Genomic DNA, 22,983 nt, shown 5'->3' on the forward strand with positions numbered 1-22,983 from the left:
GTATCGCTCGGAGTCCGGCCGTCCGGATCCGAACGGAGCGCCGAAACTCGCGACTTCGCCGCGATTGAGGCCGTCTTCGATCTCCACCGGGGGGCCGGAGGGGTTCAAGAACCTGCTGAGCCGCGCTGCAGCGCGGGCGACGGCCCTCGCCCGGGACCCCGGACCGCGTTCGGGATATGGATCATTGCCCGTTCAACTGACTTGAAACACAGTGGAGTTGAGGCGCACGGGAAGTGACGGCCCGGTCTCACCGGCAGCCGATCCACCGGGTCTCCAGGCATCCCCCAACCCTCCTCAAGACCGTTCGACCAGGTTGAGTGGCGGCACGCCAACGTCCCGTGGCGAGGAGGCAGCGCCCATGTCCGGCTCGTTACCCAGCCCCACCGGCCCGTCCGGCGACGTGCGCAAGGCCGCCGACCTCGCCGCCCAGCACGCGACCGACGCCGATCTCGCCCGGCGGCTGCCCGGCGAGGTGGTGGACGCCCTGGTCGCGGCGGGTTTCGCGCGGCACTTCGTGCCGGTCCGCTGGGGCGGGCGGGCCGGTGGTTTCGAGGAACTGCTGGACACCGTGGCCCTGGTGGGCGAGGGCTGCACCTCGGCCGCCTGGATCGCCACCGTCACCTCCGGCGCCGCCCGGATGGGCGCCTGTCTGCCCGAGGAAGGACAGAGCGAACTCTGGTCCGGCGGCGCCGACACGCTCGTCGTGGGAGCGCTCAACCCCACCGGACGGGCGACCGCCGTCCCCGGCGGCTGGCGCCTCACCGGACAGTGGCCGCTGGTCAGCGGCGTGGACTTCGCCGACTGGACCCTGGTGTGCGCACTGGCCCCCGCCGGCGAGCGGGAGACCGCCCTGTTCCTCGCCGTGCCGCGCCGCGACTACCGGGTCGCGGACACCTGGTTCAACGTCGGCATGCGGGCGACGGGCAGCAACACGCTGATCGCGGACGAGGTCTTCGTCCCCGCGCACCGCTCCGTCCCGCGCGACGACATCTGGCAGGGCCGTGCCGTCGGCTCCGCCGCGCGGTGCCACACCGCCCCGCTGCGGGCGGTCAGCGGACCGCTGTTCGCCGCCCCGGCGCTCGGCGCGGCGCGCGCGGCCGTGCGGGCCTGGTCGGCACGGGCGTCGGCCCGGCCCGGACCTGCGGCGCAGGGCGTACTGGCCCGCGCCGAGGGCGACATCGAGGGCGCGGCCCTGCTGCTGCGCCGGGTGGCGCGCACGGCCGACGAGGGCTGCTTCGGCGAGGACGAGCGGACCAGGGCGCCGCGGGACTGCGCGCTCGCCGCGGACCACCTCGTCGACGCGGTGGAACGCCTCTTCCGCTCGGCCGGCTCCGGCGCGCAGGCGCAGGACGACCCGCTCCAGCGCGTCTGGCGCGATGTGCACTGCGTGGCGAGCCACGCCGCCCTGCGCCTGGACACCGCGGGCCACGCCCACGGCGGCCGGCTGCTGGGGACCGCGTGAAGCGGCACCCCGGCCCCCTCCCACACCGAGAAAGGGTGACCGAGTTGCACTCAGAGACCGCCCCGCCCCCGACCGGGTCGTCGGCCCGTCCGTTCGCCGACCCCGGCCTCTACGCGGAGATCACCCAGTTCTACGCCTGGCACATGGCGCTGATGGACGACCGCGAGCCGGACGCCTGGGCCGACGCCTACACCGAGGATGCGGTGTTCGAGGAACCGGGACGCACCGACGTGCTCCGCGGCCGGGAGGCCATCCGGGCCTCGATCACCCGGCGCGCGGCGGAACTCGCCGAGGCGGGCGTCGTCATGCGGCACTGGATGAGCAACCTGATGGTCACCCCGTTGCCGGACGGCACGCTGCGCGCCCAGTACTACTCGCTGGCGATGCGGGCGCCGCGTGGACAGCGGCCGGACATCTTCGCGCACGTGGTCTGCCGGGACGTGCTGGTACGGGAGGGCGGCCAGTGGTTCATCCGCCACCGGCACATCGGCATCGACGCCTTAGAGCACTGAATCCGGCCCCGGCCCCGCCCCGGCCGGTCCCATGCGACAGGAGTGGACCTTGCGTATCGGAATCGTCTTCTTTCCCACGGTGGGTCCGGCCGACAGGCCGGCCGACCAGTATTTCGACGAATGCCTGCGGCTCGTCGACCTGGCGGAGGAACTGGGCTACGACCACGTCAAGATAGTCGAGCACTACTTCTTCACCTACGGCGGATACAGCCCCGACGCCACCACATTCCTCGCCGCGGCGGCGGGCCGGACCCGGCGTATCCGGCTCGGCACCAGCGCCACCATTCCGGCGTTCCAGCACCCGGTGAAACTGGCCGGGAAACTCGCCATGCTGGACAACCTCTCCCAGGGACGTCTCGACGCGGCTTTCGGCCGGGCTTTTCTGCCCGACGAGTTCGAGGCGTTCGGCATTCCGATCGACGAAAGCCGCAGGCGCTTCACCGAGAACGTGGCGGCCATTCAGAAGCTGTGGTCGGAGGAGAACGTGGTGTGGGACGGGGAGTTCCACCGGTTCGGCCCCGTGACCCTGCTGCCGCGGCCGGTGCAGCAGCCGCACCCGCCGGTGTTCGTGACCACCGCGCAGAGCCTGGACTCCGTCGCCGACGCCGCCCGCCGCGGCCACCATCTCCAGACGGTCCCCAACGCCATGTCCCGGGAGGGACTCGAGGAGCGGCTGCGGCTCTTCCGCGCGGAGTGGGCGGGGACCGGCGCACCGCGCATCCACCTCAGCTATCCGACCGTGGTGAGCGAGGACGCGGAGCGGGCGCGCGCGGCGGGGCGGGCGGACGACGAGGCCAACACGGTGTCGTTCCGGGCCGCGGTCGAGTCCTGGCGGAAGGTGTCGAGCACGGCGTATCCCGGTTACGGCAAGCTCGCCGAGAAGCTGTCCCGGGGCTCGGACTTCGAGGCCAAGGTGGACGCGAACAAGCTGCTGGTCGGCACGCCGGACGCGGTGCGGGGCCAGCTGGAGACCATCGCCGGGTGGTACGGCGACGACATCACCCTCAGCCTGGGCGTCCACTCGGGCCATCTGTCCTACGAGGACGCGGCCGGCACGCTGCGTCTGCTGGCCGAGAAGGTGCTGCCCGGGCTGTCCTCGCTCCAGGCCGCCTGAACAAGGCGGTGCCGTCCCGGGGCGGGTTTGCCCGGGACGGCACGGCCGTGCCCGACGGTCCGCTCACACGCCGAGCGCCGCGCGGTCGAGCAGCGGCTCCCACCAGGACGGATTGTCCCGGTACCAGGCCACGGTGGCGGCCAGTCCCCGCTCGAAGGGGATCGCGGGCCGGTAGCCCAGCTCGTGGCGGATCTTGTCGATGGCCAGTGAGTACCGGCGGTCGTGCCCTTTGCGGTCCTCGACCGGGCGCACCCGCTCCCAGCCCGCGCCACAGGCCTCCAGCAGCAGGCCGGTCAGCTCACGGTTGGTCAGCTCGGTGCCGCCGCCGATGTGGTAGACCTCCCCCGCGCGGCCGCCGCGCAGCACCAGCTCGATACCGGCGCAGTGGTCGTCGACGTGCAGCCAGTCGCGTACGTTGCCGCCGTCGCCGTAGAGCGGAACGTCCTGTCCGGCCAGCAGCCGGGTCACGAACAGGGGGATGACCTTCTCCGGGAACTGGTGCGGCCCGTAGTTGTTGGAGCACCGGGTCACCACCACGTCCAGCCCGTGGGTGCGGTGATGGGCGAGGGCCAGCAGATCGGAGCCGGCCTTGCTCGCGGCGTAGGGCGAGTTGGGCGCGAGCGGCTGGTCCTCGCGCCAGGACCCGGCCGGGATAGAGCCGTACACCTCGTCGGTGGAGACGTGCACGAAGCGGCCGAGCCGGTGGGCGCGCGCGGCGTCGAGCAGGACGGCCGTGCCGGTGACGTTGGTCGTGACGAAGGGCAGCGCCCCGTGGATCGAGCGGTCGACGTGGGACTCGGCGGCGAAGTGCACCACCGCGTCATGGCCGGGCAGGACCGAGTGGACCAGTTCCACGTCCCGGATGTCCCCCTGGACGAAGGTGAATCCGGGATGCTCCGCCACCGCCCGCAGATTGGTGAGCGTGCCCGAGTAGGTGAGCGCGTCCAGTACGGTGACTTTCGGATCCGGGATCTTCGGATATCGTCCGGAGAGTAAATTGCGCACGAAATGGGAGCCGATGAAACCGGCGCCGCCGGTCACGAGAATCCTCATGTCCGGAGACTGGGGTCCGGTACTCGATGTGCGGTGGTGCTGCGCTCGGACAGCACTGGATCTCGGCTGTTTCCGTGTGTACTGCGGGAGTTCCCTGTGCCTATGCTGCCGGATATGCGCGGCATACTTCTCGCCGGTGGCACGGGGTCGCGTTTACGGCCCCTCACCCAGGCGGTTTCCAAGCAGCTCATGCCAGTGTTCAACAAACCGATGATCTATTACCCGTTGACCACCCTCATCAATGCGGGTGTCCAGGACATCCTGATCATCACGACGCCCCATGAGAAGGAACAGTTCCAGCGGCTTCTGGGCGATGGCTCGCAATGGGGGCTCCGGCTGGAGTACGCCACTCAGGACCGCCCCGAGGGGATCGCGCAGGCCTTTCTGATCGGGGCCGGGTTCATCGGCGACGATCCGGTCGCGCTGATCCTGGGCGACAACATCTTCCACGGCGTCGGGCTGGGCACCCAGTTGCGCGCCAGGCGGGACATCACGGGCGGCCATGTCTTCGCCCACCAGGTGAAGGACCCCACCGCCTACGGCGTGATCGAGTTCGACGACCGGGGCAGGGCGACGTCGATCGAGGAGAAGCCGGCCGTCCCCAAGTCCCCCTACGCGGTGCCGGGCCTGTACTTCTACGACAACGACGTCCTCGGCATCGCCCGCGCGCTGCGCCCCTCCGCCCGGGGTGAGCTGGAGATCTCCGACGTGAACGCGGAGTACATCCGGCGCGGGCAGCTGCACGTCACCGTGCTGGAGCGGGGCACGGCCTGGCTCGACACCGGCACCTTCACCTCGCTCATGCAGGCCGGCGAGTTCGTCCGGGTCCTGGAGGCGCGGCAACGGCTGATGATCGGCTGTGTGGAGGAGGCCGCCTGGCGCGCCGGACTCATCGACGACGACCGGCTCGCACAGCTCGCCGAGCCGCTCCTGCCGAGCGGATACGGCACGTACCTGCTCGAACTCCTGCAGCCCAGCGGGGCGTTCAGCGCGACTCCGACTGCCGCAGCCGACCTCTAGGAGGCACCGTGCAGATCAGAGCTCTGTCGATCGAGGGGCTGTGGGAGGTGACTCCCCAGCAGCACCAGGACGCCCGGGGCCGCTTCATGGAGTGGTACCGCTTCGACCGGCTCGCCGAGGCGGTCGGGCATCCGCTGGAGCTGCGGCAGGCGAACCTCGCGGTCTCCTCGCTCGGTGTGGTGCGCGGGATCCACTTCGCCGATGTGCCGCCCGGCCAGGCCAAGTTCGTGACCTGCCCGGCCGGTGCGGTCCTCGACGTGATCGTCGACATGCGGGAGGGCTCCCCGACGTTCGGGCGCTGGGAGGCGGTACGGCTGGACGGGGACACCCGCAAGGCGGTGTACATCGCGGAGGGCCTGGGGCACGGCTACTGCGCGCTGACCGACTCGGCCACCGTCGCCTACCTCTGCTCGTCGGTCTACGCCCCCGAGCGGGAACGGGCCGTGCACCCCATGGACCCCGACCTGGACATCGACTGGCCGGCGCTCGGCGAGCCACTGCTGTCCGAGCGCGACGCGGGCGCGCCCACCCTCAAACAGCTCGCCGAGGAAGGGCTGTTGCCCGACTACGACGCCTGCCGGCGTTTCACCGCGAGCCTGGACGCCGGCGCCGCGGCCGCCGGGAAGGGAGCACCCTCATGAGCGCGCCCGCAGGAACGGCACCCGGCGAGGTGCACGAGGTGGAGCACCGGGCCGAGGTCGCCGCGCCGGCCGCTCTGGTGTACCGGCTGCTCGCCGACGTCGCCCACTGGCCGCGGCTCTTCCCGAACATCGCGCACATGGAGCGGTTCTCCGGCGACGGCACCCGCGAACGCGTCGGTGTCTGGCTGATCTCGGGCGACCGGGTCTTCCCGTGGGTGGCCCTGCGAACCCTGCGCCCCGGGGAACTGCGGGTCGACTACCGGCAGGAGACGACCCAGGCGCCGGTGGCGGACATGGGCGGCTCCTGGATCGTGGAACCGCTGTCGGAGCGCACCTGCCGGGTGCGGCTGCTGCACGACTGCCGGCCGGCCTCGGACGAGGCGGCAGTCCTGGAGTTCATCGCCGACACCCTGGACCGCAACAGCACCGCCGAGCTGGCCGCGTTCAAGGAGGCGGCCGAGCGGGAGGCCGCCGACGAGCGGCTGGTCGTCGAGATCGAGGACACCGCGCGGATCGACGGCTCGGTCGCGGACGTGTACGAGTTCCTGGCGGACGCGGCGGCCTGGCCCGGCCGCATCCCGCACATCGTGTCCGTGGACGCGCGCGACGGCGGCGAGAACGTGCAGTTGCTGGACTGGGTCACGCACACCGAACGCGGGGTGGACCACCCCTCCAAGGTCGTCCGCGTGTGCTTCCCGCCCGAGCGGATCGCGTACCGGCATCTGCTGATCCCGCCGCTCGCCGCGGTGCACACCGGCTGCTACACCGTGACGGCGGACGGGGACGGGACGCTCGTCTCCTCCCGGCACACCGTGGTCCTGGCCCAGGGCGGCGTCCCCGATGTGGCGGAGGCCGGTGCCTTCACCCGCCGGGCGCTGAGCACCAGCAGCCGCCAAGTGCTGGCCCGTGCGCGGGAGTTCGCGGAGCGGCGACGGCACGGCGGGTGAGGACGCGGGAGCGGTCAGCCGACGGTGAGCACCACCTTGCCGCGCACATGGCCGCCCTCGACCTCGCGATGCGCCTCGGCGGCGGCCGTCAGCGCATGCGCGGAGCTGACCGGCAGCACCAGGTCGCCCGCCGCCGCCAGCTCCGCAAGTTCGGCGAGGATCCCGGCCGAACGGGCGCCCCGCAGCCGTACGATGCCGTGCTCGTCGGCCGCCTTCTGGTCCACGGTCGTACCGATCCGGGACCGGTCGGGGACCAGTTCCAGGGACGCCTGCACCGCCTCCCCGCCGACCGCGTCGAGCACCACGTCCACGCCCTCGGGGGCGAGGGCCCGTACCCGCTCGGCGAGCCCGTCGCCGTACACGGCCGGTTCCGCGCCCAGGGACCGCAGGTAGGCGTGGTTGCGCTCGCTCGCCGTGCCGATGACCCGCGCGCCGAGGCGCCGGGCGAGCTGGACCGCGACGGTGCCCACTCCCCCGGCCGCGGCGTGCACCAGCAGGGTGTCGCCGGGCCCGACCTTCAGCTCCCGCAGCGCGTTGTACGCGGTCTGCCCCACGGCGGACAGGGCGCCGGCCACCTCCCAGGACAGCGCGCCGGGCTTGGCGGTGACCGAGCCGGCGGGGACCGTGAGGACCTCGGCGTAGGCGGCCATCGCGGTGAAGCCCAGCACCTCGTCGCCCACGGCGAGGCCGGTGACGTCCGTGCCGACCTGGTCGACCACCCCCGCGAACTCGTTGCCGAGCCGCTGCGGGAAGGTCACCGGGACCATGCCCGCGAAGTCACCGCGCCGCAGCTTCACATCGACCGGATTGACCCCGGCGGCGCGGACCCGGACCCGCACCTCCCCGGGTCCCGCGACCGGTTCCTCCAACTCCAGGGGGCGCAGCACCTCGGGACCTCCGTACGCGGCGAACGCCATTGCCGTGGCCATGCGGTCTTCCTCCCGTTGGACTTCCGGTCAGTCTCTTCCCAACCACCCTACGATGCTTGGCAGTTGAGACACTTGAGGGCGTCTCGGAAACGGGGGAAGGCCATGGCCGAGCAGGACACCGGCGACAAGCTGGACGCGCGTCTGGTGCGACTCGGGGCGGTCATCGTCTGCGGCGCGTTCCTCTCGGCGATGGACGCCACCATCGTCTCGGTGTCGCTGGACAGCGTCGGCCGGGACTTCTCCGCCCCGCTCTCCTCGCTCCAGTGGGTGGCGGCCGGGTATCTGCTCGCGCTCGCCATGGTCGTCCCGGTCACCGGCTGGGCGGCGGAGCGCTTCGGCGCCCGGCGCATGTGGCTGTCCGCGCTCGCGCTGTTCGTCGCGGCCTCCGCCCTGTGCGGCGCGGCCTGGTCGGTGGAGAGCCTGATCGCCTTCCGGCTGTTGCAGGGCCTGGGCGGCGGGCTCATCCCGCCGCTCGCCCAGATCCTGCTGGTACGGGCCGCCGGGCCGCGGCGGATCGGCCGGGTGATGACGCTGGTGAGCGTGCCCACGCAGCTCGCGCCGATCGTCGGGCCGAGCGTGGGCGGACTGCTGGTCCACGACCTGGGCTGGCGCTGGATCTACTGGATCAACCTGCCGCTCGGCGCCGTCGCCCTGGCGTTCGCCTGGCGCGCCCTGGAGAAGGACACCCCCGCTCCCGGTGAACGGCCCCGCCTCGATGTGCTCGGGCTGCTGCTGCTCTCCCCCGGTCTGACCGCGCTGCTGTACGGGCTGTCCGTGCTGGAGGAGTCCGAGGGCGGCTTCGGCTCCGGGCGGGTGCTGGCCTGCGTCGGCGGCGGGGCGGCGCTGATGGCGGTGTTCGTCGTCCGGGCGCTGCGGCAGCGGGCCCGGCCCCCGGTCGTCGACCTCCGGCTGTTCGGCAACCGGGCGTTCGCGCTCTCGTCCGGGCTGCTGTTCCTGCTCGGCGCCACCCTGTTCGGCGCCATGTTCCTGCTGCCCCTGTACTACCAGCAGGTGCAGGGCCACGACGCGCTGCGGGCCGGGCTGCTGCTGGCCCCCCAGGGCGCCGGCACGGTGATCGCGCTCGCCCTCGCCGGAGCGCTGGTGGACCGTTTCGGGCCGCGCTGGATCGTGCTCACGGGCATCGCGCTGACCGTCCTGGGCACCCTCGCCTTCACCGGGGCCGGACCCGGCAGCGGCGACGCCGTGCTGACCGGCTCACTGGTCCTGCGCGGGCTCGGCCTGGGCGCCGTGGCCACGCCGCTGACCGCCTGCGCCTACCGCTCGCTGACCAAGGAGGCCGTGCCCCGGGCCGCCCCCGCGCTGGTCATCGTGCAGCGCACCGGCGGCTCCCTCGGTACGGCCGCCCTGGCCGTCCTGCTCCAGGGGCGGCTCGGCCGGGCGGAGGGCGCGGGCGAGCCGTCCGCCGCGGCCGTCGCCGACGCGTTCGGCACCACGTTCTGGTGGACCGCCGGGCTCAGTGCGGTGGCCCTCGTCCCGGCGCTGTTCCTGCCCGGCCGGCCCCGCGACGCCGGGGAGCCGGGCGCCCCGGGGACGGACGACGGCTCCAGCCCCGCGTCAGCGGATTTCGAGCGGCGGCCGTAAGGCTGCGCACCCGCGTCATTCCGGAGCGGGGCCCCACCCGCGTCCTTCCGACCGAGGAGCCGCCATGTCCGCCGTATCCGCCCCGTCCCGCCGCCCCCGCCGCTTCCTGCGGACGCTGGCCGTCACCGTGCTGACCGTCCCGTCGCTGCTCGCGATCGGCGGCGCCGCGGAGGCCGACACGGTCCAGGCGGCCAGGCACTACTCCCCGGTGGGCACGTGGAGCGCGCAGGTGCAGACCTCGATCCCGAGCGCCGGGACGACCAGCTTCACGTTCCTCGCCGACGGATCCATGGGCAACGACACCGACACCTGGTACCGCACGGGCCGGACCACGTTCTCGTACGACATCAAGCACCCGCACAAGGACGCGACCGGCGCGGTCGACGGGTCGGTCGTGGGGCACCAGGACGCCGTCATGAGCGACCGGGACCACTGGACCTCGCACGGCGTGTCCAAGGTCCTCGACCTCCAGGGCAACGTCGTGAGCAGCTTCACCGTGGACGTCGTCGCCACCCGGACCTCGTAACCGCCTCGACGAACGGAGTCCCCACCATGCGCGTGCTGTTCACCTCCCCACCCGCCCTGGGCCACCTCTTCCCGGTCATCCCGCTGGCCTGGGCGCTGCGCTCCGCGGGCCACGAGGTGCTCGTCGCCTCGTCCGACACGGCGGTGGACGCGGCGGTGAAGGCGGGCCTGCCCGTCGTCGACGTGTCCCCCGGCACCGACTTCGACCGGGTCTTCGGCGGCGGCCCGCAGCTCTCGCCCGCCGAGCTGGCGCAGCAGATGAAGGTGCGCGGCCAGGCGATCGTCAAGGCGGGCGGCGCCACCACCCCGGCCATGCTGGAGCGGTTCGCGACGGTGAGCGACCTGATGGCGGACGGCACGCTGCGGGTCGCCGAGGAGTGGCGGCCCGATCTGGTCGTGCACGGACGGCTCCAGGGCGCGGGGCTGCTCGCCGCGCGGCGGCTCGGGGTGCCGGCGGTGGAGCACGGGTTCGGGATGCTGCGCGAGGGCGGCTTCGCGCAGGGCTTCCTGCCCTACCTCGCCCCGTCCTTCGAACGCCACGGCGTGCCCGTGGAACTGCCCGCCCACGCGGTCCTGCACGTCGGCCCGCCGAGCCTGATGCGGGGCGAGGGCGCGGGCTGGACCATGCGGTACGTCCCCTACAACGCCGGGGGCGAACTGCCCGGCTGGCTCACCGCTCCCCGTCCGCGCGCCCGGGTCGCGGTCTCCCTGGGCACCATCGTGCCGAGGATGCTGGGCACCGGCGGTCTGGAGAAGCTGCTGGGGGCGGCCGCCGAGACCGACGCGGACTTCGTCGTCACGGGGATGAGCGAGCAGGACCTGCCCCGGCTGCCGGAGAACGTGCGCGTGGTGCGCTGGCTGCCGCTGAACGCGCTGCTGGAGCGGTGCGACGCCACCGTGCACCACGGTGGCTCCGGCTCCACCCTGACCGCGCTCACCTTCGGTCTGCCCCAGCTGCTGCTGCCCCACGGCGCGGACAACTTCGTCAACGCGGACGTCATCGACCGGGCGGGGCCGGGGCTGTCCGTGGACCCGCACGAGGTGACCACCGGCACGCTGGAGCGGCTGCTGACGGACCGGGCGCTGCGGGCGGCGGCCGAGCGGGTGGCCGAGGAGGTCAGGGCGCAGCCGGCACCGGCCCACATGGTCGGTGAGCTGGAGGCGTTCGCGGGCGCCTGAGCCGCCTCGGCGGCACGACCGCGGGACGGGGTGAGGGCTCCCTCATCCTGTCCCGCGGTCGTGCCGTACCGCTCAGAGGTTGTGGATACCGCCGTCCACCAGCAGCACCACACCGGTGGAGTACGCGGCCTCGGCCAGCGTCAGCACCGCCTGGGCGACGTCCTCGGGGGTGCCGATCCGGCGCAGCGGGGCGCCCGCGGTGACGGCCTCGCGCGGGCCGGTGAAGCCGGCGGTCCAGGGGGTGTCGATGAGGCCGGGGGCCACCGCGTTGACCCGGACGTCGGGACCGGCGACGTTGGCCAGCAGGCGCGTCAGATGGTTGATCGCCGCCTTGCTGACGGCGTACGGGATCGAGCTGCCGGTCGGCTTGACCCCGGCGATCGACGAGATGTTGACGATGGCTCCGCCGCCGTCGGCCTTCAGGTGCGGCATGGCCGCCACGCTCATCTGCCAGGTGCCGACCACGTTGACGTCCAGGATCTCCCGCCAGACGGCCGGTGAGGCGGCGGCGAGGTCGGCGTGCGGGATGAGCCGGGTGGCGCCCGCGTTGTTGACCAGCAGGTCGAGCCGGCCGAGCCGCTCCACCACCGTGTCCACGATCCGCGCCGCCTGCTCCTCCACCGCGATGTCGCCCTGCACATAGACGGCACCGGGCAGCGAGTCGGCGAGTTCCTTGCCCTCCTTGGGCGAGTTGCGGGAGTTGACCGCGACCCGGTAGCCCGCGGCTGCCAGGGTTTTCGCGGTCGCCTCGCCGATCCCGGACGTCGAACCGGTCACCAGGGCGACCCGCTGCGTTGACATGGGTGTGCCTCCTTGGGGCGTACGGATCAGGGCGGGCGGATCAGGTGGTGCCGTCGTGGGTGACGCGCCGGTACCGGACGAGCCAGCCGCCCTCGTGGCGGACCAGGGTGTCCTCGGCATAGGTGTTCGCCGTGATCTGCGGCCGGCCGCCGCGCTCGGTGGCCATGGAGAAGGCGTAGTAACGGGTCTGTACGACGCCCTGCTCGTCCGGCGGATCCACTTCGAGCATGCCGAGCCAGTGGCGGCGCGTGATGCCCTCGGCGACGATCTGGTCCACCCTCTTCTGCGAGGCCGCGGCGATGTTCACGCGGCCGGTCAGCGGTTCGGCGACGTTCTGGTCGAAGACGCCGTCCTCGGTGAACGTGTCCGCCCACTCCTCGGCGGCGCCGTGGTCGAGCAGCCTCATCTGCCGGGCGTAGAACTGCTGGATCTGCTGGAAGAGGCTGCCGTCGCCGGCCTGGCCGGGCACGGCCGCGGCTTCGGTCATCGAGTTCTTCTCCTCGTTCTCGGCTGCGCGCGGAGGCCCCTCCGCGTCCCGGGCCGAGGGTGCCAGCGCGCTCTCAAGGTGAACTCGATTCATCGCACAGCGAGTGCGACGACCCTTCCCCACGACGTGAGCAGACAACCCACCTCGGAGGGAGACACGCATGAGGCTCGACGGAAGGGTCGCGGTCGTCACGGGCGGCACCAAGGGGCTCGGCCGGCGGATCGTCGAGGCGTTCGCGCGCGAGGGCTGCAAGGTCGTCGCCGCGGGCCGGGACAAGAGCGCCGGCGCGGACCTGGTGGGGAGCGGCGGCGACATCGTCGTGCACGAGGCGGACGTACGGGACCCCGAGTCGGTGGACGAGCTGATGCGGGCGGCCGCCGAGTACTTCGGGCACCTGGACGTGGTGGTGGCCAACGCCGGGGTCAGCCGGCCGGGACCGGCGGCCCAGCTCGACCCCGCGGCCTTCGCGGACACCATGGCCACGAACCTCGGCGGGGTCTTCCACTGCACCCGTTCCGCGGTTCCCTACCTGGAGCGCAGTGAGTACGGCGGACGGATCGTCAACCTGTCCTCGGCGCTCGCCACCCGCGTCGCCCCGGGCGCGTCCGCCTACGCGGCGACCAAGGCTGCGGTGGAGATGTTCACCCGGGTGACGGCGGTGGAGCTCGCACCGAAGGGGATCACCGTCAACGCGCTGTGCCCGGGCCTGATCGACGAGGGCATGACCCGCTCGATCAAGGACAACGCGCGGGTCTGGGCGGTGTACGAGCCGAAGCTGGCGATGGGCCGCCTGGGCTCCCCCGACGAGGTCACCGCCGCGGCGCTGTTCCTCGCGGGGGCGGAGAGCTCGTACGTGAACGGGCATGTGCTGGAGGTGAACGGGGGCCTCAACTGGTAGCCGGGCCCCGGGTCGTCGCGACGGCCGGCGCTGACCGCGCCGGCCGTCGTGCGCTCAGGCGGTCGCCGCGCCGTTCGCGGCGAACGCGGCGTTGACCGCGGCCAGGTACGCGCGGGGGGTCTCCGCGACCGCCACCGCGTCCTCGTCGACGTCGATGCCGTGCTCGTTCTCGATCTTGCCGGTGATCTGGAGCACGGCCAGGGAGTCGTAGTTCAGATCGGTGAACGTCTTGTCGAGGATGTCGCCGTCCAGGTTGACCGTCTCGTCCGTTCCGGCGCAATCACGCAGCAGCGTGGTCAGGTCGTCGAGAGTGAATTCAGTCGGCATGGTGTCTCCGTCTCCTGCGTCGGGTTCTCATGTGGGGTCGCGGGTCCGGCGGGACGGGCTCAGTCCGCTGCCCGCACCACCATCGCCGCGTTGAAGCCGCCCCGGCCGCGGGCCAGCACCAGTGCGGTGCGCAGCGCCGCGGGGCGGGGCTTCCCGGTGACCAGGTCGAGGGTGAGACCCGGGCCGGGACCGTCGACGTTGACGGTCGGTGGGATCACCTGGTCGCGCAACGAGAGCAGGGCCGCGGCCAGGTCGAGTGAGGCGCCGCCCGAGGACAGCCGGCCGGTCATCGTCTTGGGTACGGTGACCGGAACGCCGTTCGGGCCGAAGAGCCCGGAAATGGCCTCCGCCTCCGCACGGTCCGCGGCGGTGCCGCCCGCGGCGTCCGCGAACACGACGTCCACGTCAGCGGGGGTCAGCCGTGCGTCGCGCAGCGCGAGTTCGGCGGCGTCCCGCAGGCGCGAGCCGCCCTCGCCCGGCGCCGGGTCGAAGGTGGCCGCGTACCCGGCGATCGTGCCGTACGTCTCGGCCCCCCGTTCCCGGGCGGCCGCCGCGTCCTCCGCGACGAGCAGGGCGCCCCCCTCGCCGGCGACATGCCCCGAGGCGTCGGCGGAGAACGGGAGATAGGCGCGGTCCGGATCGGTGACCGTGCTCAGCCGGCCGTCGGCGAGCTGGGCGACCCAGCCCCAGGGGCACAGCGCGGACTCGACCCCGCCGGTGACCACCAGGCGGATCCCCTTGCGCAGCTGCCGACGGGCCTGGGCGACCGCGTCGAGTCCGCCCGCCTGCTCGGTGACCAGCACCCCGCTGGGGCCGCGCAGCCCGTGCCGGATGGAGATCTGGCCGGTGTTGACGGCGTAGAACCAGGCGAACGACTGGTACGCGCTGACGTACCGTCCGCCCTTGCTCCACAGCGCCTCGAGCTCGCGCTGGCCGAACTCGAAGCCGCCCGCGGAGCTGGCGGTGACCACGCCCGCGGCGTAGTCGGGCAGTGCGGCGGGGTCGACGGCGGCGTCGGCGAGGGCCTCGTCCGCGACGGCGAGCGCCAGCCGGGTGACCTGGTCCGTCTGCGGCAGCAGCCGGCCGGGGGTGTGCTGGGCGGGGTCGAAGTCCCGGATCTCCCCGGCGAGGCGGGCCGGGTAGCGGGCGGCGTCGAAGCGGCTGATCTCCCGGATCCCGCTCTCCCCGGCGAGGGTCGCGCGCCACCACTCCTCCCGCCCGAAGCCGTTGGGCGCGGCCACTCCGATACCGGTGACGACCGGGGGCGCGGGGGCGGGGGCGGTCATCGTGCGTCTCCCTTCTCGGGGCGGATGAGGACCATCGCGCTCTGGAAGCCGCCGAATCCGCTGCCCACGCTGAGCACGACGTCGGTGCGCTGCTCCCGCGCGGTCAGCGGGGTGTAGTCCAGGTCGCAGGCCGGGTCGGCGGTGTGCAGGTTGGCGGTGGGCGGGATGACACCGTGCTCGATGACCAGGGCGCTGGCCGCGACCTCCAGGGAGCCGATCGCGCCGAGCGAGTGACCGATCATCGACTTGATGGAGCTGACCGGTATGTCGTGGGCGTGACTGCCCAGGCTGCGCTTGAAGGCGGCCGTCTCGTGCCGGTCGTTCTGCTTGGTGCCCGAGCCGTGCGCGTTGACGTACTGGACGTCGGTGGGGTCGAGCCGCGCCTCGTCCAGGGCGACCCGGATCGCCTCGGCCATCTCCCGGCCGTCATTGGTGAGACCAGTCATGTGGTAGGCGTTGCAGCGGGTGGCGAACCCGGCGATCTCGGCATAGATGTGCGCGCCCCGCCGGCGGGCCCGGTCCAGCTCCTCCAGGACCAGGACGGCGGAGCCCTCGCCGAGCACGAAGCCGTTGCGGGTGGCGTCGAACGGCCGGGAGGCGGTCGCCGGGTCGTCGTTGCGCGGCGAGGTGGCCTTGATGGCGTCGAAGCAGGCGATGGTGATCGGCGAGATGGGCGCCTCGGTGGCACCCGCGATCATGACGTCCGCGCTGCCCTCCCGGATCAGTTCGACGGCGTGGCCGAGCGAGTCCAGACCGGAGGTGCAGCCCGTGGACACCATGGACACCGGCCCCTGGGCGCCGGCGCGCCAGGCGACCTCGGCGGCCATGGAACTGGGCACGAAGTAGTCGAAGAGATGCGGTACGGCGAGGGTGTGGTCCACCTCCCACGCGCTGCCGCCCTGGCTGACGACGTTGTACTCGGCGTCCAGGCCCATCGTGCAGCCGACCGCGCTGCCGAGGGTGACGCCCGTGCGCAGCGGGTCGAGATCCTGGTCGGCGCCGCTGTCACGGACCGCCTCCCGGGCGCTGACGAGGGCGAACTGGGCGGCGCGGTCCAGGCGTTCGGCCTCGGCGGCGCTGAAGCCGTGCTCCAGCGGGTCGAAGTCGGCCTCGGCGGCGATCCGCGACCTGAACTGGGAGGCGTCGAACGAGGTGATGGACCGGGTGGCGGTCCGGCCGGAGGTGAGCAGGGACCAGAACTCCTTCGTTCCCACCCCTCCTGGAGCGACCACACCGATTCCGGTGATGGCGACACGACGGTTCATCGGCTGCCCTTCATGAGTAACGGCTGCCCTTCATCAGTGGCTGCGCTCGCGGACGGATGGCGCGGCAGGTCCCGGCAGACCTGGCCCAGCAGTTCGGGCAGGGCCCGGCCCCGGACGAAGTGATGGTCGCCGGCGACGAGGTGCTGCCCGTGGAAGTCGTCGGCCCACGCCCGCCAGCCGTCCATCACCTCGGGACCGGCCAGCGGGTCGTCGGTGCCCGCGACCGTCAGCAGGGGGGTGGTGAGGGGGGCGTCGGCGACCCGGCGCAGCTCGCGGGCGAGCCGCAGGTCGTCACGGATCACACCCAGCGCCGTGCGCTGCCAGATGCCGCCGCGCGGGGTGCCCGGCTCGACCGCGCCGAAGGTCTCCAGCAGGTCGATCAGCAGGTCGTCGGGGAGTTCGGGGGCGTCCCCGAGTGCGGTGCGGGCGTCGGGCGGCGGACAGGCGCCCACCACCACGAGCGCCGGCCCGCGCCTGCCCGCCCGCTCCAGGGCACGGGTCACCGAGTACGCGATCAGCCCGCCCAGGCTGTGCCCGTAGAGGACGTACGGCTCCCCGGGCGGCGGTCCGTGCTGCCGCAGCAGGTCGGCGAAGAGTCCGCGGACCGAGGTGACGCGGGGCTCGCGGCGTCTGCGGTCGCGGCCGGGCAGCAGGACGGGTACCGGCCGTGCCGCCGTGCCCAGCACCGCGGGCCAGCCGCCGAACGCGGAGGTGCCGGCGCCCGCGTGCGGGAAACAGAAGAGCTTTGGGCCCGCTCCCACGGTCCCCGGGGGTGCCGCCGTGCGTGTCGTGATCCGAGCAGTACGGGTCATCGCCGCCTCTTGAGTCGTCACGGTGGCGGTCAGTCTGGGAAGGCCACCTCGACCACAGATGGAGCGGCAGTGGTGCCGCGTCGCGGGAGCGAACGGCCCGACGGGCCGTCGTCCGGGCCCTGAGGTCCCTTCAAGTGCCCTTCCAGAGCGGGCTGTGAGCATCCCCGCGTCGTTCGGACCTTCCGGAGCACCGTCAGGAGGATGTATGTCGGAGCAGGAGTCACGGACCGCCGTGGTGACCGGCGCGACCAGCGGGATCGGTCTCGCCACCACCCGGCTGCTGGCACAGCGGGGATACCGGGTCTTCATCTGCGCCCGTACCGAGGACAGTGTGCTGCGAACGGTCAAGGAACTGCGCGAGGAGGGACTCGACGTCGACGGCACGCCGTGCGACGTGCGGTCCACCGAGGACATCCGGCGTTTCGTCGGTGCCGCCGTCGACCGGTACGGCACGGTCGACGTCCTGGTCAACAACGCCGGCCGCAGCGGCGGCGGGGTCACCGCCGACATCACCGACGAGCTGTGGCTGGACGTCATCGGCACCAACCTCAACAGCGTGTTCCTGATGACCCGTGAGGTGCTGAACACGGGCGGGCTGCGGCACAAGGACTGGGGCCGCATCGTCAACATCGCCTCCACCGCCGGGAAGCAGGGCGTGGTGCTGGGCGCCCCCTACTCGGCCTCCAAGCACGGGGTGGTCGGCTTCACCAAGGCCCTCGGCAACGAGCTGGCGCCGACCGGGATCACCGTCAACGCGGTCTGCCCCGGCTATGTGGAGACGCCGATGGCGCAGCGGGTGCGCTCGGGATACGCGGCCGCGTACGACACCAGCGAGGAGCGGATCCTGGAGAAGTTCCAGGCGAAGATCCCGCTCGGCCGGTACTCCACCCCCGAGGAGGTCGCCGGGCTCGTCGGTTATCTGGTCACCGACGCCGCCTCCTCCATCACCGCGCAGGCGCTCAACGTCTGCGGCGGACTCGGCAACTTCTGACCCCTCCGGCGTCTTCGGACCCGTCGAAAGAGGTGACACCGATCATGACCGTACGCGAGGTCGAGCACGAGATCACCGTCGAGGCTCCGGCAGCGGAGGTGTACCGGCTGATCGCCGAGGTGGAGAACTGGCCGCTGATCTTCCCGCCGTCCGTGCTCGTGGAGCGGGTGGAGCAGACGGGGAACGAGGAGCGGATCCGGATCTGGGCCACCGCCAACGGCACCGCGAAGAACTGGACCTCCCGCCGGGTCCTGGACCCCGGGGCGCTGACGATCACCTTCCGTCAGGAGGTGTCGGCGCCGCCCGTGGCCGCGATGGGCGGCACCTGGATCGCCGAGGCCCTGGCGCCGGAGCGCACCCGGCTGCGGCTGCTGCACGACTACCGGGCCGTGGACGACGACCCCAAGGGCCTGGAGTGGATCGATGAGGCCGTGGACCGCAACAGCCGCTCGGAGCTGGCCGCGCTGAAGACCAATGTGGAGCTGGCCACCGGCGCGCCCGACCTGAGGCTGTCCTTCGAGGACAGCGTCGAGATCGACGGCTCGGCCAAGGACGTGTACGACTTCATCAACGAGGCCGACCGGTGGCGCGAGCGGCTGCCGCACGTCGCCGCGGTGGATCTGCGCGAGGAGACCCCGGGCCTTCAGGTGCTGCGGATGGACACCCTGACCAAGGACGGCTCGTCCCACACCACCGAGTCCGTCCGCGTGTGCTTCCCGCACCACCGCATCGTCTACAAGCAGACCACGCTGCCCGCGCTGATGGCCCTGCACACCGGGTACTGGCAGCTCACCGAGGACGACCGGGGCGTCACCACCGCCACCTCCCAGCACACGGTGATCGTCAACACCGAGAACATCCAGGCGATCCTGGGCGAGGACGCGGGCGTCCCCGAGGCCCGGGTGTTCCTGCGCAACGCCCTGGGCACCAACAGCCGGGCCACCCTGGGCCACGCCAAGACGTACGCCGAAGCCAGGGCGCGCACATGACCGGGAGTACGGCGCTGGAGGACGCGGTGCTGGAGGACGCGGACGCGTTCCGGCAGTGGTTCGCCGAGCGGCGGGCGGCGAACCACTACCGCGTGACGCCGGTGCCGCTCGACGAGCTGGACGGCTGGCACTTCGACCCGGCGACCGGGAACCTCGGGCACCGCAGCGGCGGCTTCTTCACCGTGGAGGGCATCGAGGCGTCCCTGGGCGAGGACGTCGGCAGCTGGACGCAGCCGATCATCATCCAGGACGAGATCGGCATCCTGGGGATCCTGGTCAAGCGGTTCGGCGGCGTCCCGTACTGCCTGATGCAGGCGAAGATGGAGCCCGGCAATGTGAACACGCTCCAGCTGTCGCCGACGGTCCAGGCGACGCGCAGCAACTACACGCGCGTGCACCGCGGGAGCGCGGTTCCCTTTCTGGACTTCTTCGTGGACCCCCGGCGGGGCAGGCGGGTCTTCGACTCCCTGCAGTCCGAGCAGGGCTCCTGGTTCCTCGCCAAACGCAACCGCAACATGATCGTCGAGGTCCCCGAGGACGCCGAGGTGCCCGCGCACGACAGCTTCCGCTGGGTGAACCTCGCGCTGCTGAAGGAGCTGCTGCGGATCGACAACGTCGTCAACATGGACTCCCGGACCGTGCTGTCGGGGCTGCCCTTCCTGTACGACGACGCGCCGGACCGGGGCCTGCCGGCACCGCACACGGCGGCGGAGATCCTCAGCTGGTTCACCGAGGCGCGCAGCAATCACGTACTGGAGCGGCGGCGGATCCCGCTGAACCAGGTCAAGGGCTGGAGCCGGGGCCCGGAGCGGATCGAGCACGAGCGGGGCGCCTTCTTCACCGTGCTCGGGGTCGACGTGGAGGCCAGCAGCCGGGAGGTGGCCCGCTGGTCGCAGCCACTGCTCGCCCCCGTCGACCGGGGCGTGGTCGCCTTCCTGGCCCGGCGCGGCGGACCGGACGCGGACTGGCAGTTGCTCGTGCACGCCCAGAGCGAGGCGGGCACCTCCGACGTGGTCGAGATGTCGCCGACGGTGAACTGCGTGCCGCAGAACTACGCCCATCTGCCCGAGCGGCAGCGGCCCCCGTTCCTCGACGCCGTGCTGTCCGCGCCGCCGTCCCGGATCCACGTCGACACCGTGCTCTCCGAGGAGGGCGGCCGGTTCCACCACGCCGAGAACCGCTATCTCCTGGTGGAGGTCCCGGACGACTTCCCCGCCGACGTGCCCGAGGACTACATCTGGATGACCCGGCGCCAGCTCACCGGCTTCGTCCGCTACGGCAACCACGTCAACGTGGTCGCGCGCTCACTGCTCGCCTGCCTGATGGACTAGGGAGACCCCGGATGTCCGACCCGGTACGCCTGGGGCTCCTCGGCTGCGCCGACATCGCGGTCCGCAAGGTGCTCCCCGCCCTGGCCGCGGCCCCCGCGAGCGGGCTGCGGCTGGCCGCGGTGGCCAGCCGTACGCCCGAGAAGGCCGAGGAGGTGGCCGCCCGCTTCGGCGCGCGGGCCGTCGCCGGGTACGAGGAGCTGCTGGCGGACCCCGAGGTCGAGGCGGTGTACATCCCGCTGCCGCCCGCGCTGCGCGCGCCGTGGGTACGGGCGGCACTCGACGCGGGCAAGCATGTGTTCGCGGAGAAGCCACTCACCACCGACCCGGCGCGAACGGCCGACCTGGCGGCGCGGGCCGAGGCGTCCGGTCTGGCGCTGATGGAGAACTACATGTTCGTCCACCACTCCCAGCACCACTGCGTACGGGACCTGGTGGCCGACGGTGCGATCGGCGAACTGCGCTCCTTCCAGGCCGCGTTCACCATCCCGCCCCGCCCCGCCGACGACCACCGGCTGCGCTCCGGCCTCGGAGGCGGGGCCCTGCTGGACGGGGCGGGCTATCCGATTCGGGCCGCCCAGTTCTTCCTCGGCGACGACCTCGAAGTGCTCGGGGCGAGCCTGAAGCCGCACGCCACCCATGACGTGGACATCGCGGGCGACGCCCTGCTGCGGCACTCCGGCGGTGTCACCGCCCAGATCGGCTTCGGCATGGAGCACTTCTACGTGTCCCGCTACCAACTCCTGGGCAGCACCGGCCGGATCACCGTGGACCACGCCTTCACCACACCCCGGGACCACCGCCCGGTGATCCGCGTCGACCGCCAGGACCACCAGGAGCTGCGCACCCTGCCGGCGGACGACCAGTGCGCGAACACCCTCTCCCGTTTCGCCGCCGCCGTCCGCACCGGCGCCCCCACGGGCCTTGCGACGAGCGTCGCCCAGAGCCGTGTCATCGCGGCGATACGACATTTCCCGGAATCGCCCGGCCGTTCAGGAAAGGTTCAGTAAAACATTGCGCGGGCCGGTTGCGGAAATCGATTCGGCCCATTGACGACTGCCGCCGTGGCGGCCACCTTTGTGGCGAAAAGCAATTCCCTCGGCCACGAGAGCTGGTACGCCCATGAGTAGAATGCGGCGCTGCGTCACTTCCGTCCTGTCGGCCGCAGCCGTCACCGCGACAATCTTCGTCTGGCCCACGACGGAATCCGCGCGGGCATTTCCCGCGACGCCCAAGCAGACCGTGCTGAACTACCTCCGCACCATCACGGGGAACTCCATCGTCTCCGGACAGCACAACAAGGAGCCCGCTACCGCGCCCGGCCAGTACACGCAGCAGGTCAAGGACGTGACCGGGCAGTACCCCGGGCTGTGGGGCGGTGACCTGATGTTCAACGCCACCGACGTGGCCAACCGCCAGCGGGTGATCGACCAGGCGAAGACCGAGTGGGCGAACGGCTCGCTGGTCACCCTGACCTGGCATGTCTGCCCGCCGACCGGCGGCAGCAGCTGCCCCTTCGAGGGCGGCGTGAAGTCGAACATAACCAACGCGCAATTCTCCCAGATCATCACCTCGGGAAGCGCCCTGAACAATGCCTGGAAGCGGCGTCTCGACGAAGTCGTGCCCTACCTCCAGCAACTGAAGAACGCGGGCGTTCCGGTTCTCTTCCGGCCACTGCACGAAATGAACGAATCGTGGAACTGGTGGGGAAACCGGCCCGGAGCGAACGGCAGTGCGCGCCTCTATCAGATCACCCGCGACTACCTCGCCGGCACGAAAGGGCTGGACAATCTGATCTGGGTCTGGAACGTCCAGGACAATCCCGCGGGCGGCTGGAACACGTACTACCCGGGCCATCAGTACGTGGATGTCGTCTCGCTGGACGTCTGGTACAAGAACCACCCCAGTGCCGCCGACTACCAGCAGATGCAGAGCATCGCGGGGACCAAGCCCATGGCCCTCGCCGAAATGGGCAAGGTGCCGAACTCCACCCTGCTGAACAGCCAGACCAGGTGGGCGTGGTTCATGATGTGGTCCGAGCAGCTGCGCGGGAACAACACCAACGCCGAGATCCAGGCGGCGTACTTCCACCCCCGTGTGCTGAACCAGGGTGAGGTCGTGCTGCCCTGACGGTGCCGGTCACAGCCAGCCGTGCAGTGCCCGCAGGAACCCCGCCGGATCGTCACGGTGGACGGTGTGCCCGGCACCGTCCACCGTGCGGACGTGCCAGCCGCGGCGGCGCAGTGCGGCGGCGGGCGCCGGCGGGATCCGCTCGCTGGGACCGGCGAGCAGGACGAGCGAGGGGACGGCGGGGGCGCCCGGCAGGCCGGGCAGGTGCTGGAGCGCGGTGACCGACGCGGGGTCCCAGGTCGTGAGGGCCTGCCGTTCGGCGGTGATGTCGTCGTCGTGCCACCTCGGATGGGCGGCGCGCAGTTCCCGCCGGCCGGCGTGCTTGCCGGCCCGCAGGGCGTCCAGGTCCCGTGGCCGGGGCAGCCAGACGGGATCGCAGTGGACGGCTCGGGCGCAGCCGAGTCCCGGTACGGCGAGCAGCAGGGCGGCCGAGCCCAGGGAGTGCCCGATGGCGAGGTCGGGCGCCACGGGCAGGGCGTCGAGCAGGGCGGCGGCGAGCGTGGTGGGCGTGTACCCGGGGGCGGGCCCGCTGGCGCCGTGGCCGGGCAGGTCCACGGCGACCACCCGGTAGCCGTGCCCGGCGATCGCCGGGGCGACCCGGCTCCAGCCCCGCGAGTCCGACATGATGCCGTGCACCAGGACGGCCGTACGGGGCCCGTCGCCCCAGACCCGGACCGCGAGCATG

General features: G+C 72.2%; 25 protein-coding genes. 15 read left to right on the plus strand and 10 right to left on the minus strand.

The features are described from left to right. Positions 1 to 358 precede the first annotated feature (358 nt). From ACFYW5_RS28725 to ACFYW5_RS28735, 3 genes are read left to right on the plus strand one after another with little or no spacing between them, the layout of a single operon-like run. Complete coding sequence (locus ACFYW5_RS28725; protein ID WP_389419992.1) at positions 359 to 1,462, plus strand: hydrolase; 1,104 nt, start codon at positions 359 to 361, stop codon at positions 1,460 to 1,462. Positions 1,463 to 1,497: 35 nt separating this feature from the next. Further along, positions 1,498 to 1,974: a nuclear transport factor 2 family protein gene (locus tag ACFYW5_RS28730; RefSeq protein WP_389419993.1), complete on the plus strand. Its 477-nt coding sequence runs from the start codon at positions 1,498 to 1,500 to the stop codon at positions 1,972 to 1,974. Between the two features lie 49 nt (positions 1,975 to 2,023). Continuing rightward, complete coding sequence (locus ACFYW5_RS28735; RefSeq protein WP_389419994.1) at positions 2,024 to 3,088, plus strand: LLM class flavin-dependent oxidoreductase; 1,065 nt, start codon at positions 2,024 to 2,026, stop codon at positions 3,086 to 3,088. 63 nt (positions 3,089 to 3,151) lie between these two features. Here ACFYW5_RS28735 and rfbB read toward each other — a convergent pair whose 3' ends face one another. Then, positions 3,152 to 4,141 carry a dTDP-glucose 4,6-dehydratase gene (gene rfbB / locus ACFYW5_RS28740; protein WP_389419995.1) on the minus strand — a complete coding sequence of 330 codons (990 nt, stop codon included), beginning with the start codon at positions 4,139 to 4,141 and terminating at the stop codon, positions 3,152 to 3,154. A 114-nt stretch (positions 4,142 to 4,255) separates the two neighbouring features. Here rfbB and rfbA point away from each other — a divergent pair, with 114 nt between their 5' ends. The 3 genes from rfbA to ACFYW5_RS28755 are packed head-to-tail and all read left to right on the plus strand — an operon-like array spanning position 4,256 to position 6,749. Beyond that, complete coding sequence (gene rfbA / locus ACFYW5_RS28745) at positions 4,256 to 5,161, plus strand: glucose-1-phosphate thymidylyltransferase RfbA (RefSeq protein WP_389419996.1); 906 nt, start codon at positions 4,256 to 4,258, stop codon at positions 5,159 to 5,161. 14 nt (positions 5,162 to 5,175) lie between these two features. Beyond that, positions 5,176 to 5,802 (plus strand): dTDP-4-dehydrorhamnose 3,5-epimerase family protein, encoded by a 627-nt coding sequence (locus tag ACFYW5_RS28750; protein ID WP_389420089.1) that lies wholly within the window; start codon positions 5,176 to 5,178, stop codon positions 5,800 to 5,802. Beyond that, complete coding sequence (locus tag ACFYW5_RS28755; protein ID WP_389419997.1) at positions 5,799 to 6,749, plus strand: SRPBCC family protein; 951 nt, start codon at positions 5,799 to 5,801, stop codon at positions 6,747 to 6,749. Before ACFYW5_RS28750 ends, ACFYW5_RS28755 begins: the two co-directional genes overlap by 4 nt. Positions 6,750 to 6,763: 14 nt before the next feature. Here the strand turns inward: ACFYW5_RS28755 and ACFYW5_RS28760 are convergent, their stop codons facing one another. Further along, positions 6,764 to 7,678, minus strand: coding sequence for an NADP-dependent oxidoreductase (locus ACFYW5_RS28760; RefSeq protein WP_389419998.1), 915 nt, complete (start codon positions 7,676 to 7,678; stop codon positions 6,764 to 6,766). 102 nt (positions 7,679 to 7,780) lie between these two features. Between ACFYW5_RS28760 and ACFYW5_RS28765 the strand changes: the two genes are divergently transcribed. From ACFYW5_RS28765 to ACFYW5_RS28775, 3 genes are all read left to right on the plus strand, one after another. Further along, complete coding sequence (locus tag ACFYW5_RS28765; RefSeq protein ID WP_389419999.1) at positions 7,781 to 9,280, plus strand: MDR family MFS transporter; 1,500 nt, start codon at positions 7,781 to 7,783, stop codon at positions 9,278 to 9,280. A 64-nt stretch (positions 9,281 to 9,344) separates the two neighbouring features. Further along, a complete protein-coding gene (locus tag ACFYW5_RS28770) occupies positions 9,345 to 9,806 on the plus strand; it encodes a hypothetical protein (RefSeq protein WP_389420000.1) in 462 nt (153 codons plus the stop codon). 26 nt (positions 9,807 to 9,832) lie between these two features. Beyond that, positions 9,833 to 10,984, plus strand: coding sequence for a nucleotide disphospho-sugar-binding domain-containing protein (locus ACFYW5_RS28775; RefSeq protein ID WP_389420001.1), 1,152 nt, complete (start codon positions 9,833 to 9,835; stop codon positions 10,982 to 10,984). A gap of 72 nt (positions 10,985 to 11,056) precedes the next feature. On the opposite strand, the gene ACFYW5_RS28780 is transcribed toward ACFYW5_RS28775, so the two are convergent. Together ACFYW5_RS28780 and ACFYW5_RS28785 are read right to left on the minus strand one after the other, a co-directional pair. After that, complete coding sequence (locus ACFYW5_RS28780) at positions 11,057 to 11,785, minus strand: SDR family NAD(P)-dependent oxidoreductase (protein ID WP_389420002.1); 729 nt, start codon at positions 11,783 to 11,785, stop codon at positions 11,057 to 11,059. Between the two features lie 40 nt (positions 11,786 to 11,825). After that, positions 11,826 to 12,272 carry a nuclear transport factor 2 family protein gene (locus tag ACFYW5_RS28785; protein WP_389420003.1) on the minus strand — a complete coding sequence of 149 codons (447 nt, stop codon included), beginning with the start codon at positions 12,270 to 12,272 and terminating at the stop codon, positions 11,826 to 11,828. Positions 12,273 to 12,432: 160 nt separating this feature from the next. Between ACFYW5_RS28785 and ACFYW5_RS28790 the strand changes: the two genes are divergently transcribed. Further along, complete coding sequence (locus ACFYW5_RS28790; RefSeq protein WP_389420004.1) at positions 12,433 to 13,170, plus strand: SDR family NAD(P)-dependent oxidoreductase; 738 nt, start codon at positions 12,433 to 12,435, stop codon at positions 13,168 to 13,170. A gap of 54 nt (positions 13,171 to 13,224) precedes the next feature. On the opposite strand, the gene ACFYW5_RS28795 is transcribed toward ACFYW5_RS28790, so the two are convergent. Genes ACFYW5_RS28795 through ACFYW5_RS28810 form a run of 4 tightly spaced genes read right to left on the minus strand, consistent with a single transcriptional unit; the run spans position 13,225 to position 16,860 of the window. Further along, complete coding sequence (locus ACFYW5_RS28795) at positions 13,225 to 13,497, minus strand: phosphopantetheine-binding protein (RefSeq protein ID WP_389420005.1); 273 nt, start codon at positions 13,495 to 13,497, stop codon at positions 13,225 to 13,227. Positions 13,498 to 13,556: 59 nt separating this feature from the next. After that, positions 13,557 to 14,783 (minus strand): ketosynthase chain-length factor, encoded by a 1,227-nt coding sequence (locus ACFYW5_RS28800; protein ID WP_389420006.1) that lies wholly within the window; start codon positions 14,781 to 14,783, stop codon positions 13,557 to 13,559. Then, entirely contained in the window at positions 14,780 to 16,048 is a 1,269-nt protein-coding gene (locus ACFYW5_RS28805; RefSeq protein WP_389420007.1) for a beta-ketoacyl-[acyl-carrier-protein] synthase family protein, read from the minus strand. The genes ACFYW5_RS28800 and ACFYW5_RS28805 overlap by 4 nt, the downstream gene beginning before the upstream one ends. Then, the gene (locus ACFYW5_RS28810; RefSeq protein ID WP_389420008.1) at positions 16,045 to 16,860 is read right to left on the minus strand and encodes a thioesterase II family protein; all 816 of its coding nucleotides are present in this window, start codon (positions 16,858 to 16,860) and stop codon (positions 16,045 to 16,047) included. Before ACFYW5_RS28810 ends, ACFYW5_RS28805 begins: the two co-directional genes overlap by 4 nt. A 205-nt stretch (positions 16,861 to 17,065) precedes the next feature. Here ACFYW5_RS28810 and fabG point away from each other — a divergent pair, with 205 nt between their 5' ends. The 4 genes from fabG to ACFYW5_RS28830 are packed head-to-tail and all read left to right on the plus strand — an operon-like array spanning position 17,066 to position 21,178. Continuing rightward, positions 17,066 to 17,851 (plus strand): 3-oxoacyl-ACP reductase FabG, encoded by a 786-nt coding sequence (fabG, locus tag ACFYW5_RS28815; protein ID WP_389420009.1) that lies wholly within the window; start codon positions 17,066 to 17,068, stop codon positions 17,849 to 17,851. A 44-nt stretch (positions 17,852 to 17,895) separates the two neighbouring features. After that, positions 17,896 to 18,840, plus strand: a complete 945-nt coding sequence (locus tag ACFYW5_RS28820; protein WP_389420010.1) for an aromatase/cyclase — start codon at positions 17,896 to 17,898, stop codon at positions 18,838 to 18,840. Then, the gene (locus ACFYW5_RS28825; protein ID WP_389420011.1) at positions 18,837 to 20,171 is read left to right on the plus strand and encodes an NDP-hexose 2,3-dehydratase family protein; all 1,335 of its coding nucleotides are present in this window, start codon (positions 18,837 to 18,839) and stop codon (positions 20,169 to 20,171) included. Before ACFYW5_RS28820 ends, ACFYW5_RS28825 begins: the two co-directional genes overlap by 4 nt. 11 nt (positions 20,172 to 20,182) lie before the next feature. Continuing rightward, positions 20,183 to 21,178, plus strand: a complete 996-nt coding sequence (locus ACFYW5_RS28830; RefSeq protein WP_389420012.1) for a Gfo/Idh/MocA family protein — start codon at positions 20,183 to 20,185, stop codon at positions 21,176 to 21,178. On the opposite strand, the gene ACFYW5_RS28835 is transcribed toward ACFYW5_RS28830, so the two are convergent. Next, complete coding sequence (locus ACFYW5_RS28835; protein WP_389420013.1) at positions 21,161 to 21,367, minus strand: hypothetical protein; 207 nt, start codon at positions 21,365 to 21,367, stop codon at positions 21,161 to 21,163. The two genes, ACFYW5_RS28830 and ACFYW5_RS28835, sit on opposite strands and share 18 nt — an antisense overlap. 43 nt (positions 21,368 to 21,410) lie before the next feature. Here ACFYW5_RS28835 and ACFYW5_RS28840 point away from each other — a divergent pair, with 43 nt between their 5' ends. Further along, entirely contained in the window at positions 21,411 to 22,298 is an 888-nt protein-coding gene (locus ACFYW5_RS28840) for a glycosyl hydrolase (RefSeq protein WP_389420014.1), read from the plus strand. A 9-nt stretch (positions 22,299 to 22,307) separates the two neighbouring features. Here the strand turns inward: ACFYW5_RS28840 and ACFYW5_RS28845 are convergent, their stop codons facing one another. Next, positions 22,308 to 22,982: an alpha/beta fold hydrolase gene (locus ACFYW5_RS28845; protein WP_389420015.1), complete on the minus strand. Its 675-nt coding sequence runs from the start codon at positions 22,980 to 22,982 to the stop codon at positions 22,308 to 22,310. Position 22,983 lies beyond the last annotated feature (1 nt).

Origin of the sequence: Streptomyces sp. NPDC002779 (assembly GCF_042888685.1) — a bacterium.
Lineage (GTDB): Bacteria > Actinomycetota > Actinomycetes > Streptomycetales > Streptomycetaceae > Streptomyces.

Excerpts from the sequence above, each read along its gene's own strand:
- ACFYW5_RS28725 (WP_389419992.1), top strand. The coding sequence starts at position 359 with ATGTCCGGCTCGTTACCCAGCCCCACCGGCCCGTCCGGCGACGTGCGC.
- ACFYW5_RS28800 (WP_389420006.1), bottom strand. The coding sequence starts at position 14,783 with ATGACCGCCCCCGCCCCCGCGCCCCCGGTCGTCACCGGTATCGGAGTG.
- ACFYW5_RS28775 (WP_389420001.1), top strand. The coding sequence starts at position 9,833 with ATGCGCGTGCTGTTCACCTCCCCACCCGCCCTGGGCCACCTCTTCCCG.
- ACFYW5_RS28770 (WP_389420000.1), top strand. The coding sequence starts at position 9,345 with ATGTCCGCCGTATCCGCCCCGTCCCGCCGCCCCCGCCGCTTCCTGCGG.
- ACFYW5_RS28765 (WP_389419999.1), top strand. The coding sequence starts at position 7,781 with ATGGCCGAGCAGGACACCGGCGACAAGCTGGACGCGCGTCTGGTGCGA.
- ACFYW5_RS28785 (WP_389420003.1), bottom strand. The coding sequence starts at position 12,272 with ATGACCGAAGCCGCGGCCGTGCCCGGCCAGGCCGGCGACGGCAGCCTC.
- ACFYW5_RS28790 (WP_389420004.1), top strand. The coding sequence starts at position 12,433 with ATGAGGCTCGACGGAAGGGTCGCGGTCGTCACGGGCGGCACCAAGGGG.
- ACFYW5_RS28820 (WP_389420010.1), top strand. The coding sequence starts at position 17,896 with ATGACCGTACGCGAGGTCGAGCACGAGATCACCGTCGAGGCTCCGGCA.
- ACFYW5_RS28845 (WP_389420015.1), bottom strand. The coding sequence starts at position 22,982 with ATGCTCGCGGTCCGGGTCTGGGGCGACGGGCCCCGTACGGCCGTCCTG.
- ACFYW5_RS28830 (WP_389420012.1), top strand. The coding sequence starts at position 20,183 with ATGTCCGACCCGGTACGCCTGGGGCTCCTCGGCTGCGCCGACATCGCG.
- ACFYW5_RS28795 (WP_389420005.1), bottom strand. The coding sequence starts at position 13,497 with ATGCCGACTGAATTCACTCTCGACGACCTGACCACGCTGCTGCGTGAT.
- ACFYW5_RS28810 (WP_389420008.1), bottom strand. The coding sequence starts at position 16,860 with ATGACCCGTACTGCTCGGATCACGACACGCACGGCGGCACCCCCGGGG.
- ACFYW5_RS28805 (WP_389420007.1), bottom strand. The coding sequence starts at position 16,048 with ATGAACCGTCGTGTCGCCATCACCGGAATCGGTGTGGTCGCTCCAGGA.
- rfbB (WP_389419995.1), bottom strand. The coding sequence starts at position 4,141 with ATGAGGATTCTCGTGACCGGCGGCGCCGGTTTCATCGGCTCCCATTTC.
- rfbA (WP_389419996.1), top strand. The coding sequence starts at position 4,256 with ATGCGCGGCATACTTCTCGCCGGTGGCACGGGGTCGCGTTTACGGCCC.
- fabG (WP_389420009.1), top strand. The coding sequence starts at position 17,066 with ATGTCGGAGCAGGAGTCACGGACCGCCGTGGTGACCGGCGCGACCAGC.
- ACFYW5_RS28825 (WP_389420011.1), top strand. The coding sequence starts at position 18,837 with ATGACCGGGAGTACGGCGCTGGAGGACGCGGTGCTGGAGGACGCGGAC.
- ACFYW5_RS28760 (WP_389419998.1), bottom strand. The coding sequence starts at position 7,678 with ATGGCCACGGCAATGGCGTTCGCCGCGTACGGAGGTCCCGAGGTGCTG.
- ACFYW5_RS28755 (WP_389419997.1), top strand. The coding sequence starts at position 5,799 with ATGAGCGCGCCCGCAGGAACGGCACCCGGCGAGGTGCACGAGGTGGAG.
- ACFYW5_RS28780 (WP_389420002.1), bottom strand. The coding sequence starts at position 11,785 with ATGTCAACGCAGCGGGTCGCCCTGGTGACCGGTTCGACGTCCGGGATC.